Origin of the sequence: Spirillospora sp. NPDC046719 (genome assembly GCF_040645715.1) — a bacterium.
Lineage (GTDB): Bacteria > Actinomycetota > Actinomycetes > Streptosporangiales > Streptosporangiaceae > Spirillospora.
Window position 1 is genome coordinate 1 of sequence record NZ_JBEYYT010000225.1, and the last position, 15056, is coordinate 15056.

Consider the following 15056-nt stretch of genomic DNA (forward strand, 5'->3'; position numbering starts at 1 on the left):
CCGGTGCGCGCGGAGCGCACCGGCGGCCTGGGGGTGGGGCTCAGCGTTTGGCGATGCGGTACTGGAGGCGCGCCTCGGCCGGGGTGATGGCCCGGTCGAGGACCATCAGGCCGTCCATGCGGCAGTTGCAGGGGTTCGCCTCCCGGGTGTTCTGCGGGAAGCTGCCGCCGATCTTGATGCCGCGCGGGTCGGTGGCGGAGGTGAGGTGCGGGCTCGGCGTGCCCTGGAGCTTCCAGGGGTCGCCCGAGACGGTGTAGAAGCCGTCGAGGGGCTCGCCGTCCTTGTAGAGGGCCATCTTGCCGGTGTCGTAGTCGAACGTGGCGGCGAGGTGCACCCAGGTGTTCTGCGGGAGGAGGGTGCGCCAGTCCGCGTTCGCCGCGAACGTCTGCGAGCTGCCGCCGTCGATGCGGCGGCCGAGCGCGACGAGCCGGAGCGTGCCGGAGACGTCGATGATCTCCAGCAGGGCGCGGACGGCGTGCCCGTCGGAGTCCCCGGTGAGGACGCCGAGGAGCCCGACGGCGTTGTACACGTCGTCCGGGTTCGCGGTGTTCGAGTTGGGCGACGGGTTCGTGCCGGTCATCTTGAACCAGCCCGCGACGGTCGCGCTGCGCGCGGCGTTGAGCGCGTGCAGGGACGGGACGCCGGTCGCGGAGTAGACGCCGGCCTTCCAGTCGTCGTTGCCCGGGGTGGTCGGGTTCACCTGGCCGAGCTGGATCGCGTGGCGGCGGGCGCCGTCCCGGACGCGCATCGCGGCACCGCCGTTGATGAGGCCGATGGTGGTGCCGGAGTTGCCGAGGTCGCGCTCCTGGGCCGCGTCGCCGCGGACCGGGTGCTCGAAGTCGTAGTACGAGACGAGGTTCTTCTTCAGGGTCGGGGCGACGCCCGGGGCCGGGGACGCCTGGGCCGGGGCGGCCAGCGAGGCGGCGACGACGGACGCGCCGAGCAGGGCGGTCGCGGCCGTGACGCGGCGGCGGAGCAGCATGGAGGGTCTCCTTCTGGTGCCCCCGGGGCGGGCGGGTGCGGCCCGCCCGCCCCGGGGAGGCCGGTTACCGTGCCGGGTTCGCGTGGACGGTCAGGTCGCGGAGCCGTCCGATGTTGTCGAACGACCCGAAGCCGACGCGTCCGGACGTGAACGTCTTGTCGAGGGCGGTCATGGCGGGACGGGTGGAGCCGTCCACGTAGACCGCGATCTCGCCGGTGTCGGCGCAGTGCGCGACGCGGACGCGGTGCCAGTCGGCGTCGGTGATGGTCGGCGGGGCGCCGTGCGAGCGGTTGGCGTTCCACTGCTGGTCGATGCGCAGCCGGTCCGCGCCGTTGACGACGAAGATGCCGTTGTGCGGGTAGATGCTGTTGTCCGTGGACAGGTGCGCGTAGTAGAAGTGCGTGTCGTCCTGGTAGCCGAAGACGATGATCACGTCACGGTTGATGATGTCGACCGGGGTGTCGAGCCGCACCTCGGCGTCGATCTTGGACGAGCCGAGCACCGGGCCCGACTTCAGCACCGCGTACTCGAAGGGGCGCCGCGGGCCGGGCCGCTGGGTCCCCTCCTCCGCGAGGACGACCTCGTTGCCCGGGAACCGCCACTTCGACGGCGTCACGGGCGCCCAGTTGTCCGCCGCCATGAGGCGGCTCTCGCGGATGTCGTTCGGACGGCAGCCGGCGTAGCTCTTGGTGCCGACGACCTTCCAGATCTTGCCGTTGGCCTTGGAGAGCAGGTAGGGCTCGCCCTTGGCGTCCGATCCGTAGCGCAGGTCGACCCGGTTGTCCCCGGCGAGCTGCTTCATGGTGACCGGGTTGCCCTTGGTGTCGTAGGCCGCGAGCGAGTAGATCTGCGCGCGGTGCTTGCCGGCCGGGTCCCGCTTCATCTCCGACTCTTCGGTGTACATGAGCCGGCCGTCGACGATGTCGGTGAACAGGTACTTGCCGCGCAGGGCGGGGAGGGCGGCGCCGCGGTAGACGTAGCCGCCGGAGATCGCGTGCCCGGTGTCGCTGGAGCAGTCCCAGTTCGCGGGCGGGTCGTGGTCGTAGGCCGCGACCGGGTAGTCGTAGTTGTTCTTCGCGTCGTCCGCGGGCAGCGGGTACAGGTGGCAGCGGTCGTCCTTGCGGAAGGTGAACGCGCCCTCGCGCTCGCTCCAGCCGATGTTGTCGCCGGCCTTCACCTCGTGGATCGACTCGATCTCGTGCTCGCCGATGTGGGCGAGGAACATGCGGTGCGTGCCGCCGGTGTCCCAGCTGAACCGGTGCGGGTCGCGCATGCCGTAGGCGTAGATCTCGCCGACCTTGCCGGACTGGCCGGCGAACGGGTTGTCGGCGGGGATGCCGTACTTGCCGTTCGCGGAGTTGGTCCCGGACGGGTCGATCCGCAGGATCTTGCCCTGCGGGACGCCGAGGTTCTGCGGGTCGCCGCCGTTGTCGCCGACGTTGCCGTTGCCGCCGTCGCCGACGGACAGGTAGAGCTTGCCGTAGTCGGCGTCGCCGCGCTTGGCGTTGGGGTTGAAGTCGATCTGCTGCAGGTTGTGGATGCGTCCGGCGAAGCCGATGCGCAGCAGCTCGCGGTGGGTGCCGTGGAAGGTCTGCGCCTTCGGGTCGTCGGCGGTCCACTCGTCGACGACGCCGTGGTAGCCGGTCTTCGGCTGCGGCGTGAGGTCGGGCGTCTTCGTCTTGAGCGCGTCGCCCGACTCGACGTGCGTGGTGTAGAACTTCCCGTTCTTCTTGAAGTCGGGGTCGAACGCGACGAAGCCGAAGCCCTGGCCGAGGCCGGCGGCCGAGAAGAAGTCGGGGAAGGCGGCCTTGACGTCGAGGTAGACGTGCGACTTCCCGGACTTCTTGTCGAGGAAGTACAGGTTGCCGTTCAGGTCGGGGACGTAGAGCCGGCCCGAGTGGTCGGGGAGCTCACCGACGTGGTTGATGCGGTTCCAGCGCTGCAGCCGCGGGTCGGTGGGCGGTGCGGAGGGCTCCGACTTGGGCAGCTGGGCGACCTCCTTGAGGACGAGGCCGAGCCCGGACGGGGCGGGGTCGTCGGGGATGGGGTCGAGGATCGGGGCGTCGTCGCGCGCCTGCGCACCGGCCGGGAGCACGGTGATCAGGGCGGCGAGCATCGCCAGGGTCGTCAGCAGGCACCATCTCAGTTTTTTCATTCCGACCGTCCAAGGTGGGGGGGATGGGTGGGGGACGGAGTGGATGGAAAGCGCTTTCTGGAAGCGCTTTCCCGAACGTACGACCGGCTCTCGCCCGCCGTCAAGAACGAATTCGGAGCCGGACCGGGAGGCCGGAGGCCGGCCGGGCGCGCCCCGACCAGGCATGCGCCAGCGTCGCGGCGGCCGACACCGCGAGCCCGACCGGAGCCGTCGCCGCGTGCCCGGCCAGCGTCAGCGCGACGGCGAGCACCGCGCCCGGCGCCCAGATCCACGTCCGGACGGGACGCGCGGGACGTCCCCGCCGCCGCCGCGCCGCCTCGGCGGCCATCGGCGGGACGAGCGCGGGCAGCGCGGCGGCCAGCACCGTCAGCCAGTCGAGCAGCATCCGGTCGACGCGCAGCGCGGCGAGCACCGCGCCGGGCACCGCGACCGCCAGCACGCCCCACACCCGCGCGCCGGGCGGGCCGTCCGGCCCTCGTCCCGCGGGGAGGAAGCGGCGCACGGCGAGCGCCCCGGAGTGCACGGCGGCGAACGTCGGCGCGATCACCGACGCGGCGACGAACAGGTTCGCGGAGGGCAGCCCGTCCGGCCCGGCCAGCACCGCCACCACGTCGGTGGACCCGCTCGCCGCCGCGACGCCCGCGCCGACCACCGACGCGGCCAGCGCCGGGCCGACCAGCAGCGCGACGCACGCCGCGAGGTCGCGGCGGCCGCGCAGCCCGGCGGTGAAGTCCGGCGCCCGCACCGCGAACACCGACACGTAGCCGATGTAGCCGGCCAGGTCGGCGGCGAGCCCGGTGAACGGGCCGTCCCGCGCGAACGACACCGGCGACGCGGGCGGCGGCAGCCGCACCGCGACGATCCCGATCAGCGCGACGGCGGTCAGCGTGGTGGCGACCGCGATCGCGTTCCAGCGCCCGCCGCCGGCCAGCAGGACCGCGACGATCGGCACGGTCAGCAGGACGGCCCCGGCCGCGTCCGGCAGGCCGGTGAGCGCGGCGAGGGCGGCGCCGCCGAGCCCGACGTTGAAGCCGAACCAGCCGGCCATCGCGACCGCGAGCAGCGCGGTGAACGCCCGCTCGGCGGCCGGCGGCAGGTAGCGCGGGGCGAGGACGGTCATGCCGGCCCCCTCGCCGGCGGGCGGGCGCAGGCCGAGCCGTCCCTGCGCGGCGAGCAGCGCGGTCATCACGACGCCGCCCGCCGCGAGCACGGCGACGGGCAGCGCGCCGCCGTGCCGCCCGCCGACCTGCGCGCCGAGGACGAGCGCGCCCGGCGCCGTCCCGATCCCGAGCCACGCCCCGGACGCCGCCCGCCACGTCCGCCCCTCGCCCTCCCCGCCCGCCGGCTCGCGGGGAGCAGCCGTCCCGCGCGCCGTCATGGCGACGGCTCGCCGCGGGTGAGCGCCGTCCGGGGCGTCATGCCACGTGCTGGGCGAAGCGGGACAGGGCGAGGTCGAGGGCGGCGGCGCCGGGCATCGCCCAGAGCGCGTCGTTGAAGATCTCGACCTCGATCGGGCCGGTGTAGCCGGTGGCGTCCACGGCCTCGCGGAACCGGCGCAGCTCGATGCGGCCGTCGCCGAGCATGCCGCGGCCGGTGAGGACCCCCTCGGGCAGCGGCGTCACCCAGTCGGCGACCTGGAACAGCGCGATCCGGCCCTCCGCGCCCGCGCGCGCGATGCCGTCCCACACGTCCGGGTCCCACCACAGGTGGTAGGTGTCGACCATGACGCCGACCTGCGCGGCCGGGAACGGCGCGGCCATGTCGAGCGCCTGGGCGAGGGTGGAGACGACGCACCGGTCCGAGCAGTACATCGGGTGCAGAGGTTCCAGTGCGAGCTGGACGCCGTGCTCGCCCGCGTAGGGCGCGAGCTCGGCGAGCAGGTCCGCGACCCGCGCCCGGGCGCCGTCCAGGTCCCGGGAGCCGTCCGGCAGGCCGCCGCTGACCAGGCACAGGACCGGGGTGCCGAGCGCCGCGGCCTCCTCGATCGCGCGGCGGTTGTCGGCCAGGGCGTCCGGGTTCTGGAAGAAGCCGCCCCGGCACAGCGACGTGACCGTGAGGCCGTGGTCCCGGACGAGCTTGGCGGTGCGGCTCAGGCCGTACTCGGCGACGGGCTCGCGCCACAGGCCCACCCCGGCGCCCGCCGCCGCGCACCCGGCGAGCAGGTCGGGCACGGGCCAGTGCCGGGCCGTCCACTGGTTGAGGCTGAACCTGGTCATGCTGCTCCTTGGACGGTCAGCCAGGCGCGCATCCGGGTCGCGGCGAGGTCCGGGTCGGGCAGGAGCCCGGCCGCGTCCGCGAGCCGGAACAGCCGGGTCAGGTGCGGGACGGACCGCGCCGACTCCAGCCCGCCGACCATCCGGAAGTGCCGCTGGTGGCCGGCCAGCCAGGCGAGGAACACGACCCCGGTCTTGTAGTAGAAGGTGGGCGTCTCGAAGAGGTGCCGGGCGAGCGGCAGGGTCGGCGCGAAGATCTCCTCGTACTCGTCCGAGCCCCGGTCGAGGGCGTGCAGCGCGGCGGCGGCCGCCGGGGCGATCGGGTCGAAGATCCCGAGCAGCGCGTCGCTGTGCCCCTCGGCGTCGCCCTTGATCAGCTCCGGGTAGTTGAAGTCGTCGCCGGTGTAGAGCCGGACGCCCGCCGGCAGCCGCCGCCGGAACGCGATCTCCCGGCCGGCGTCCAGCAGCGAGATCTTGACGCCGTCGACCGACGCGGCGTGCTCGCGGATCAGCGCCAGCACCGCGTCGGCGGCGGCGTCCAGGTCGGACGAGCCCCAGTAGCCCTCCAGCGCCGGGTCGAACATCGGGCCGAGCCAGTGCAGGACGGCCGGGTTCCGCAGCTGCGGCAGCAGCCGCCCGTACACCGCCGCGTAGTCCTCCGGCCCGCGCGCGGCGGCGGCGAGGTGGCGGCTCGCCATCAGCACCGGGACGGCCCCGGCGCCCTCGATGACGCCGAGCTGCTCCTCGTAGGCGGCGGTGATCTGCTCCAGGGTCGCCGGGCCGGGCGGGAGCTGGTCGGTGCCCGCCCCGCAGACGATCCGGCCGCCCGCTGAAAGCGCTTCCTCACTGCTGCGCACGATGAGCTCCCGGGTCGTCGCCCAGTCCAGCCCCATCCCGCGCTGCGCCGTGTCCATCGCCTCCGCGACGCCCAGCCCGTACGACCACAGGTGGCGGCGGAACGCCAGCGTCGCGTCCCAGTCCAGCGAGTCGCCGAACGGATCGGCGACGACGTGCGCCGCCGCGAAGGCGACCCGCGACGACGGCGGCCCGGACGGCCGCGGGTAGGCGCGCGGCTCGCCCATCGTGTACGGGACGAGCGTCCCGTCCGGCTCCGGCAGCTCGATCTTCATCGCCGCAGCTCCGGCACCTCGAGGCGGCGCCCCTCGCGCCACGCCTGGAGCCCCAGCTCCGCGAGCTGCACCCCGCGCGCGCCCGCGTAGAAGTCCCAGGCGAACGGCGCGTCCTCGGTGACGTGCCGCAGGAACATCTCCCACTGCGTCTTGAAGCCGTTGTCGAACTCGGTGTTGTCGGGGATCTCCTGCCACTGCGAGCGGAAGTCCTCCGTCGCCGGCAGGTCCGGGTTCCACACCGGCTTCGGCGTCATCGACCGGTGCTGGACGCGGCAGCGCCGCAGCCCCGCGACCGCCGAGCCCTCCGTCCCGTCGATCTGGAACTCCACCAGCTCGTCGCGGAACACCCGGGTCGTCCACGACGAGTTGATCTGCGCGACGATCCCGCCGTCCAGCTCGAAGATCCCGTACGCGGCGTCGTCGGCGGTCGCCTCGTAGGGCTTGCCGTCCTCGTCCACCCGCTCGGGGATGTGCGTCGCGCCGAGCGCCTGCACGGACCTGACCGGCGCGATCGCGTCGAGCACGTACCGCCAGTGGCAGAACATGTCGAGGATGATCCCGCCGCCGTCCTCGGCCCGGTAGTTCCAGGACGGCCGCTGCGCCTCCTGCCAGTCGCCCTCGAACACCCAGTAGCCGAACTCGCCGCGCACCGACAGGATCCGGCCGAAGAAGCCGCCGTCGATCAGCCGCTTCAGCTTCAGCAGCCCCGGCAGGAACAGCTTGTCCTGCACGACGCCGTGCTTGATGCCCGCCTCGTCGGCGAGCCGGGCGAGCGCGAGCGCGCCCGCCAGGTCGTCGGCGAGCGGCTTCTCGGTGTAGACGTGCTTCCCGGCCGCGACCGCCGCGCGGATCGCCTCGACGCGGGCGCTGGTGACCTGCGCGTCGAAGTAGACCTCGGTGTCCGGACGGGCCAGCGCCTCGTCCAGGTCGGTCGTCCAGGCGTCCAGCCCGTGCCGTGCGGCGAGGTCCCGCAGCTTCGCCTCCGACCGGCCGACCAGCACCGGCTCCGGCCACAGATCGGTGCCGTCCGCGAGCCGCAGCCCGCCCTGCTCGCGGATCGCGAGGATCGAGCGCAGGAGGTGCTGCCGGTATCCCATCCGGCCGGTCACGCCGTTCATGACGATCCCGATGGACTTGCGTGCCATCCCGTTCCTTCCCAGCCTTCGTGATGTGGGCAGTGTTGAGAGAGCCGGCGTCGGAAGAGCCGGCTCGTCGGTTGGAGGGGCCGGCTAGTCGAGCGCCGCGCCGGCGCCGAGCAGCTTGCGGATCCGGCCGGTGACGCGGGCGAACTCGGGCTGCGCCATGGTCTCGGCGTAGTCCCGCTCCGCGGGCAGGTCCACGTCGATGACCTCGGCGATCGTGCCGGGCCTGTCGGTCATCACCACGACCCGGTTCGCCAGGTACGCGGCCTCGGCGACCGAGTGCGTGACGAGCAGGACGGTGGTGCCGGTCTCCCGCCAGATCCGGTTCATCTCGATGTTGAGCTGCTCGCGGGTGAGCGCGTCGAGCGCGCCGAACGGCTCGTCCATCAGCAGGACGGGCGGTTCGTGCAGCAGCGCCCGGCACAGCGCGACCCGCTGCTGCATGCCGCCGGACAGCTCGTGCGGCAGCGCGTCCTCGAAGCCGGTGAGCCCGGTCATCTCCATCAGCTCGGCGGTGCGCCGCCGCGCCTGCTCGGCGGGCATCTTGCGCATCTCCGCCTGGAGCAGGATGTTCTTGCGGGCGCTGCGCCACTCCAGCAGCGCGGCCCGCTGGAACACGTAGCCGATGTCGGCGCGCGGCCCCGCGACCTGCTCGCCGCGCAGCCGGACGGTCCCGGTGGACGGCTTGAGCAGCCCCGCGACCAGCTTCAGCAGGGTCGACTTCCCGCACCCGGACGGCCCGACGATCGCGACGAACTGCCCCATCGGGACGTCCAGCGACACCTCGCGCAGCGCGGTGACGTCGCGCTTCTTGCTGCGGAACCGGACGGCCACCTCGTCGATCCCGACGGCGGAGGCCTGCTCCGCCGCGGCCTTGCCCGGTTGGCTCATGGTCTTCATCGCCCGTCCGCTCATCCCTGCGCCGCCAGCTGCGGCGACCAGTACTTCGACGGCTCCTCGGCCTTGCCGATGACCCCGGTCTGCTGGAACAGCGTGATCGTCTGCTTCCAGTCGTCCTCGGTGTTGACGCCGGGTGCCTTGCCCTGCGTCGCCTGCGTGTGCAGCAGCGTCAGCGTGGTCTTGAACTGCTCGGACACGACCGGGGTCGGCGGCAGCTGCTCGGAGGCGCCGGCCATGCTCGCGACCGCGCCCTGCGGGTCGGACTCGGCGGCGCTCCACGCCTCGCTGGTGGCGGCGACCATGTCCTTGACCAGGTCGCCGTCGCTCTTCAGCTTCCGCTCGCCGACCAGCAGGCCGTTGGAGAAGAAGTTGACCCCGAAGTCGGAGTAGCGCAGGTACGACACCGGCTTGCCGGACTTGCTCGCGACCGTCGGGCCCTGGTCGTTGGCGAACCCGACGAGGCCGTCCGCCTTGCCGGAGATGACCGCGGCGATCTTCCCGGCCGGGTCGGTGTTCTGCAGCGGGACGTCGCTCTCCGACAGCCCGTTCTTCTTCAGGAAGACCGGGAAGGTGCGCGACAGCGCGTCGCCCGCCGTGATGGCGATCTTCTTGCCCTTGAGGTCGGCGGGGGACTTGAGGTTCTTGCTGCTGAACGCCTGCACCGACGCGGGCGTGGTCTGCAGGAACACCCCGATGCTCTTGATCGGCATGCCCTTGTCGACGGCGGCGAGCAGCGCCGGGGTGTCGGCCCAGCCGAAGTCGGTCTGCCCGGCACCGGTCGCCTGGACGGTCTTCTGCGAGCCCTGGCCCGCCTTGATCTCCAGGTCGATGCCGTGCTTCTCGTAGATGCCCTTCTTCTTGCCGTAGTAGAACGGCGCGTGCTCGCCGTAGGGGTACCAGTTCAGCGTGAGGGTGACCTTCTTCAGCTTCTTGCCCGAGGCGCCGGTGGTCTCGTCGGAGCCGCCGCCGCAGGCGGCGGCCGCGAGGGCCACGGCCGGGACGAGGACGGAGGCGGCGAGGATGCGGAGTTTCATGGGACGGTCCTCCATGGGTGGGGTGAGCTCCCGGCCGGACGGCCGGTTTCGTGGAGGCGGGTTCGGAAGGCGCCCGTCGCGGGACGGGCACCGGGTCAGTAGGTGGTGGTGACCGCCTCGCCGCGGCGGCTGGCGTGCCAGGGGAGCAGCAGCTTCTCGGCGATCTCGACGGCGACGAACAGCACGACGCCGATGGCGGACATCACCAGCAGCCCGGCGAACAGCATCGGGGTGTCGATGTTGCCGTTGGCCTGCAGGATCACATAGCCGAGGCCCTCGTTCGCGCCGACGAACTCGCCGACCACGGCGCCGGTGACGGCCAGCGTCACGGCGACCTTCAGGCCGGAGAACAGGTGCGGCAGCGAGGCCGGGAGCCGGATCTTGCTGAAGGTGGCGAACGCGCTCGCGCCCATCGTGGACGACAGCTGCAGCATCTCCGGGTCGACCGCCTTCAGGCCGGCGACCATCGAGATCACCACCGGGAAGAACGCGATCAGCACCGCCACGACGATCTTGGGGCCGATGCCGAAGCCGAGCCAGACCACGAACAGCGGGGCGATCGCGATCTTGGGGATGACCTGCGCGAACAGCAGGATCGGGTAGAGGGTGCGCTCGACCGTGCTGGAGTACACCATGAGCACCGCGGCGAGGACCCCGATGACCACCGCGAGCGCGAAGCCGATGAGGGTCTCGTAGGTGGTCACCCAGGTGTGGTGCCAGATGTAGCCCCACTTGTCGCCCATGAGCTTCAGCGTCGTCCACGGCGAGGGCACCAGGTACGCCTCGACCAGCTTGAACGCGGTGATCGCCCACCAGGCGGCGAAGCAGGCCACGAGCAGCGCGACCGGCCGCCAGGCCGACTCCAGCGCGCCCGCGATCCGTTCGCCCGCGCCCGGCCGGGCGCGCTCGACGACCCCCGCGGCGTCCGCCGCCGGCTTCTCGTCCGACGTGCCGTGCCCGCGCGGGGGCCGGTTCGCCGAGCGCGGGGGGTCGTCCCCCCGCGAGAGGTGCTGACTCACCATGGTTCCTCCGGGACCGTGCCGAGAAAGCGCGTTCAGAAAGCGCTTTCTGAGGTACCGTAAGAACCTGCGCCGGGCGCGGTCAAGAGGGTCTTTCCGAACGGGCCCGCCGTGCGGCGGCCGGCGAGGGGCCGCGGGACCGCCGCGGTTCCCGCACGGGGACGCGGAAGACGGCTCCCACGAGGAGGACGCATGACCGAGGCGGCGGACGAGCCGCGCACCGGCGACCGGGCGTACGTGACGCTGCAGGACGTCGCCCGGCAGGCCGAGGTGTCGCTGGCCACGGCCTCCCGCGTGCTCAACGGGACGTCGCAGGTCAGGGCCGATCTGCGGGAGCGGGTGCTGGCCGCCGCCGCCGAGCTCAGCTACACCCCGAACGCGCACGCCCAGGCGCTCGCCAGCTCCTCCAGCAAGGCCGTCGGGGTGATCTGCCACGACGTCAGCGACCCCTACTTCGCCGCCGTCGCCCGCGGCGTGATGCGCACCGCCGCCGAGCACGGGATGCTCGTCATGCTGGCCAGCACGTTCCGCGACCCGTCCCGCGAGATCGAGTACGTGGCGATGCTGCGCGCGCAGCGGGCCCGCGCGATCCTGCTGATCGGCTCCGGCTTCGAGGACCGCGACTGGGAGCGCTCGATGGCCGGCGAGCTGGAGCCCTACCAGCGCACCGGCGGGCGCGTCGCGGTGCTCAGCCGGCACCGCAGCCTCAAGGTCGACGCCGTCCTGCCGCAGAACCGGGAGGGCGCCGGGGCGCTCGCCCGCGCGCTGCTCGGCCTCGGCCACCGCGACTTCGCCGTCCTCACCGGGCCCCGCGCGCTCACCACCGTCTCCGACCGGCTCGTCGGGTTCACCGAGGCGCTCGCCGAGGCGGGGGTGCGGGTGCGCGAGGAGCACATCGTCGAGGAGTCCTTCACGCGCGACGGCGGGTACCGCGCGGCGACCGAGCTGCTGCGCCGCGCGCCCCGTCCGACCTGCGTTTTCGCGGTGACCGACGTGATGGCGATCGGCGCGCTCGCCGCGCTGCGCGACCACGGCGTCGCGGTGCCCGGCGAGGTCTCCCTCGCGGGCTTCGACGACATCCCGATCGTCCGCGACCTGGCGCCGCCGCTCACCACCGTCGCGCTGCCGCTGGAGGCGATGGGCGAGCACGTCATGGGCCTCGCCCTCCGCGAGCCGGCCGCCCGCCGCAGCCGCATCGAGCGCGTCGCCGGCCACGTCATCCTGCGCGAGAGCACCGCCGCCCCCCGCTGACCCCGCCCTCTCCCGCAGCGGGCGCTTGTTCAGGGGTTGAGGACGGCGAAGACGATCTTGCCTGCCTTGCCGGCGACCGGCCGGACTCCCCAGCAGCGGCAGAACTGATCGACGATGAACAGGCCCCGCCCCGCCTCGCTGATCGTGTCGGCCCGCTGGACGCACGGCAGGTCACACGAGGCGTCCTGCACCTCCATCCACAGCGCGCCGTCCTCGTCCCGCCCGATCCGGAACGTCACATCGTCGTCGGACGCGGAGGCGTACCGCAGCGCGTTGGTGACGAGCTCGCTGGCCACCAGGCACGGCACGAAGTCGTCCACACCCCACTGACCGGTGACCAGCCGCACGAACCGCCGCACCTCCGCCACGACCGCGAGATCCTGCTTCACCGCCATCTCGTTCTCCCGCCCCGCCGCCTCGCCCATGATCGGACTCCTCACTGTGTGTGGTGAACACCACACATTCAGCCACTCTCGAAGTTAGATTTGGCGTGCCGCCCGAAAGCGGAGGGCGGTGGTAAGCGTCGAGACGTGGGTGCAAGTTACCGAGAGAGGTAAATGATCATGCCCGCACGGCGTCAGCGTCCCAACGAGTCGCCAGCGCTCGTGGCCTTCGGTCGGCAGATGCGCCGGCTGCGGGAAGCCAAGGACGTCCTGCAAGAGACGATCGCCAACCTGACGAAGGTCAGTCCCGCCCAGGTGAGCCGCATCGAGAACGGGAAGAAGCGCGCCACCCGATCATTCGTGAAGACCGTGGACGACTACCTGGACGCAGGCGGATCGCTCCTGAGCTTGTGGGAGGACCTGAACCGGGACGGCCACCCGGTGCCCATCTGGTTCGACTGGCCGCAGACCGAGTCGGACGCCGCAGAACTCGTTACCTGGCAACACACGATCGTTCCTGGGTTGCTCCAGACCCCGTCCTACGCCCGCGGTTTCCTCACCTCAGACGAGGCAGTGGAGGCGCGCATGGCGCGCCAGTCCATTCTCACCCGCGAGGACGCTCCCCCCACGGTGCTGATAGCGCTCCTGAGCGAGTACGTCCTCGACTACCTGGTGACGTCGCGTGAGGTCATGCGTGAGCAGATAGAGCACCTGATCGCCCTCAGCGAGCGGCCGAACATCACCATCCAGATCGTCCGGAACAACGGGCGTCCAGCGGGCACGGGAGGCGCTTTCGTCGTGGCTACGATGGAGGACCGGAGCGAAGTCGCCTATATGGAGACGACGGTGCGGGGCATCACGACCGACAATCCCTCCGACCTGGCCAAACTCTCCGAATCGCTCAGAGAGTTGAGAGCGAGGGCGCTCCCCGAAGACATGTCCCGGGACAGATTGAAAGAGGCGCTGGAGAAATGGACCTGACGAACCTCACCTGGCGCAAGGCGAGCCGCAGCGGCGAGAACGGCGGGGACTGTGTCGAGTTGGCGGACGCGGCCGGGGCGGTTGCTGAGGCGGTGGCGGTGCGCGACAGCAAGGACCCGGGCGGTCCCGTCCTGCTGGTCACTCGCATGGCCTTGCGCAGCGCCGTGAACTCCGCCCGCGCGACCCGCTGACCGTCCCGCCACGCGTCCTTCTCCTCCACAGGCCAAGTCGGACGGGGCCGTCCGCACCGCCAGGCCGGGTACGTCCGCCTACCGGCTCGTTGACTTGCGGCGAGTCGCGGTTATGGACACCGCCATAACAACGACTCGCCGCGGCTCAACGCAGGGGACGGGCGTGCAGGTCGGTGAACTCGAACTCGCAGTTGTCGGCGCGCAGGCCGATCGAGCCGGGCCGGACGATCGGCGGGCCGTGCCGGCCGTCGTCCACGGCCTCCAGCAGCTCGCGCCCGTTCTGGCGGACGGCGACGGTCACCAAGGATCGCCCGTTGGAGGTGATCCGGACGTCGAAGGACTGCCACGCGCCGGGCCGGAACGGGTGCCGGACCTGGGCGAGCGTCGTGTAGGTGCCGCCGTTCTCGGTGCCGCCGGCCAGCTTCTTCTTCACCACGAGCAGCCCGTCCCGCCGGGCCAGCGACGCGACGTACAGCTCGGTCTGGTCCTGGCGGCGCAGCATCAGGTGCACGCCGTCGGTCGGCTCGGTCGGCGCCCGGCCGCCGCCCGGCACGAGCCGCAGCACGCGGACCCGCAGCGTCACCCGGACGTCGTCGAAGTCGGCGCGGCGGGTGTTCATCCGGAACACGCTCGACCCGGTGCCGGTGGACGACCGGGCGTCCGGAACCGCCCGGTCGGGCGGCCCCGACCAGCCGGCGCCGTCCCGGACGAAGAGGGACCCGCTGGTCACGTCCCAGTCGGCGGACCGGCGCGCGTCGGGCGCGCGCGGGTTCCAGTGCGCGTACTCGTTGGTGACCAGGCGGTCGTGCCCGGACGTGCGGGACGTGAAGTCGCCCGTCCCGCCGCGTCCGGCCAGGGACCAGACGGCCGGGGGGATCGCCGCGACGGCGACGGCGCCCGCGATGAAGGTCCGCCGGGAGGTCATCGGCTACCCCGCGTCGGGCGCCGTGCACAGGCCCCGCGCCCGGAGCCCGGTGATGATCGCGGGGAGGGCCCGGATGGTGGCGGCGGAGTTGGCGACGCCGTCGTGCATCAGGACCACCGAACCGGGGCCGGCCTGCGTGAGGACGGTGGCGGCGATGTCGGCGGGCCGGCGCCCGCGCCAGTCGTTGGTGTCGACCGACCAGCGGACGACCCGCAGCCCCAACACGCGCGCCTGCTCGTCCACGACGCCGTCGGTGTTGCCGAACGGCGGCCGGAACAGGGTGGGGCGCGGCGCGCCCGCCCGCATGATCGCGGCGGTCGTGTCGGCGAGCTGGCGGCGGATCGCGGGGGCGTCGAGATCGGCCATGTGGGGGTGGTCCCAGCTGTGGTTCTCGGCGAGGTGGCCGCCCGCGACGACCGCGCGGACGAGCGCGGGACGCGCGGCGGCCTTCTTCCCCATGATGAAGAACGTGGCGCGCACGTTGTAGGCGCGCAGGACCTCCAGGATCTGCGGCGTGTAGACGTCGGGGCCGTCGTCGAAGGTGAGGGCGACGCGCCCGCGCCGGCACGCGTTGCCCGTGCCGGCGTGGCTGAGCATCGCGCGGGTGACGACGGTCTCGGCGCGCCCGGTGTCGGCGCTGCCGCGCCGCGGGACCAGCGCGTCCAGCGCCGGCGGGACGATCGCGGCGAGCGCGAGGACGCCGAAGGCGAGCTCGGTGAGGTGGCGGCGGAACCGCCGCGAGCGGCGGGC

The 15056-nt window shown here is 72.6% G+C and carries 15 protein-coding genes; 3 read left to right on the forward strand and 12 right to left on the reverse strand.

Annotation, left to right across the window (positions count from 1 at the left end; genetic code table 11):
* Positions 1-40: 40 nt before the first annotated feature.
* The 9 genes from ABZ914_RS31040 to ABZ914_RS31080 all read right to left on the reverse strand — a co-directional run bounded on the left by ABZ914_RS31040 (position 41) and on the right by ABZ914_RS31080 (position 10578).
* On the reverse strand, positions 41-982 hold the full coding sequence (locus ABZ914_RS31040) for a LamG-like jellyroll fold domain-containing protein (RefSeq protein WP_500197544.1): 942 nt from the start codon (positions 980-982) through the stop codon (positions 41-43).
* Positions 983-1046: 64 nt separating this feature from the next.
* Entirely contained in the window at positions 1047-3137 is a 2091-nt protein-coding gene (locus ABZ914_RS31045; RefSeq protein ID WP_500197545.1) for a PQQ-dependent sugar dehydrogenase, read from the reverse strand.
* A 100-nt stretch (positions 3138-3237) separates the two neighbouring features.
* On the reverse strand, positions 3238-4515 hold the full coding sequence (locus ABZ914_RS31050) for a purine-cytosine permease family protein (protein ID WP_500197546.1): 1278 nt from the start codon (positions 4513-4515) through the stop codon (positions 3238-3240).
* A gap of 37 nt (positions 4516-4552) precedes the next feature.
* Positions 4553-5353 carry a sugar phosphate isomerase/epimerase family protein gene (locus ABZ914_RS31055; RefSeq protein WP_500197548.1) on the reverse strand — a complete coding sequence of 267 codons (801 nt, stop codon included), beginning with the start codon at positions 5351-5353 and terminating at the stop codon, positions 4553-4555.
* Positions 5350-6480: a dihydrodipicolinate synthase family protein gene (locus ABZ914_RS31060; RefSeq protein ID WP_500197549.1), complete on the reverse strand. Its 1131-nt coding sequence runs from the start codon at positions 6478-6480 to the stop codon at positions 5350-5352. The genes ABZ914_RS31055 and ABZ914_RS31060 overlap by 4 nt, the downstream gene beginning before the upstream one ends.
* Positions 6477-7625: a Gfo/Idh/MocA family protein gene (locus ABZ914_RS31065; RefSeq protein ID WP_387022500.1), complete on the reverse strand. Its 1149-nt coding sequence runs from the start codon at positions 7623-7625 to the stop codon at positions 6477-6479. The genes ABZ914_RS31060 and ABZ914_RS31065 overlap by 4 nt, the downstream gene beginning before the upstream one ends.
* 84 nt (positions 7626-7709) lie before the next feature.
* Positions 7710-8522: an ABC transporter ATP-binding protein gene (locus ABZ914_RS31070; protein WP_190861105.1), complete on the reverse strand. Its 813-nt coding sequence runs from the start codon at positions 8520-8522 to the stop codon at positions 7710-7712.
* Between the two features lie 11 nt (positions 8523-8533).
* A complete protein-coding gene (locus ABZ914_RS31075; RefSeq protein WP_387022494.1) occupies positions 8534-9556 on the reverse strand; it encodes an ABC transporter substrate-binding protein in 1023 nt (340 codons plus the stop codon).
* A 95-nt stretch (positions 9557-9651) separates the two neighbouring features.
* Positions 9652-10578, reverse strand: a complete 927-nt coding sequence (locus tag ABZ914_RS31080) for an ABC transporter permease (RefSeq protein WP_190861101.1) — start codon at positions 10576-10578, stop codon at positions 9652-9654.
* A gap of 189 nt (positions 10579-10767) precedes the next feature.
* Between ABZ914_RS31080 and ABZ914_RS31085 the strand changes: the two genes are divergently transcribed.
* The gene (locus ABZ914_RS31085) at positions 10768-11826 is read left to right on the forward strand and encodes a LacI family DNA-binding transcriptional regulator (protein ID WP_500197551.1); all 1059 of its coding nucleotides are present in this window, start codon (positions 10768-10770) and stop codon (positions 11824-11826) included.
* A gap of 29 nt (positions 11827-11855) precedes the next feature.
* On the opposite strand, the gene ABZ914_RS31090 is transcribed toward ABZ914_RS31085, so the two are convergent.
* Positions 11856-12251 (reverse strand): ATP-binding protein, encoded by a 396-nt coding sequence (locus ABZ914_RS31090; protein WP_500197553.1) that lies wholly within the window; start codon positions 12249-12251, stop codon positions 11856-11858.
* A 132-nt stretch (positions 12252-12383) separates the two neighbouring features.
* Between ABZ914_RS31090 and ABZ914_RS31095 the strand changes: the two genes are divergently transcribed.
* Together ABZ914_RS31095 and ABZ914_RS31100 are read left to right on the forward strand one after the other, a co-directional pair.
* Positions 12384-13190 (forward strand): helix-turn-helix domain-containing protein, encoded by an 807-nt coding sequence (locus ABZ914_RS31095; protein ID WP_500197555.1) that lies wholly within the window; start codon positions 12384-12386, stop codon positions 13188-13190.
* Positions 13181-13381, forward strand: a complete 201-nt coding sequence (locus ABZ914_RS31100) for a DUF397 domain-containing protein (protein WP_500197556.1) — start codon at positions 13181-13183, stop codon at positions 13379-13381. The genes ABZ914_RS31095 and ABZ914_RS31100 overlap by 10 nt, the downstream gene beginning before the upstream one ends.
* Before the next feature lie 145 nt (positions 13382-13526).
* Here ABZ914_RS31100 and ABZ914_RS31105 read toward each other — a convergent pair whose 3' ends face one another.
* The gene (locus ABZ914_RS31105; protein ID WP_500197558.1) at positions 13527-14306 is read right to left on the reverse strand and encodes a hypothetical protein; all 780 of its coding nucleotides are present in this window, start codon (positions 14304-14306) and stop codon (positions 13527-13529) included.
* Positions 14307-14309: 3 nt separating this feature from the next.
* A partial coding sequence (locus tag ABZ914_RS31110) for a polysaccharide deacetylase family protein (RefSeq protein ID WP_500197559.1) occupies positions 14310-15056 on the reverse strand: 747 nt, incomplete at its 5' end.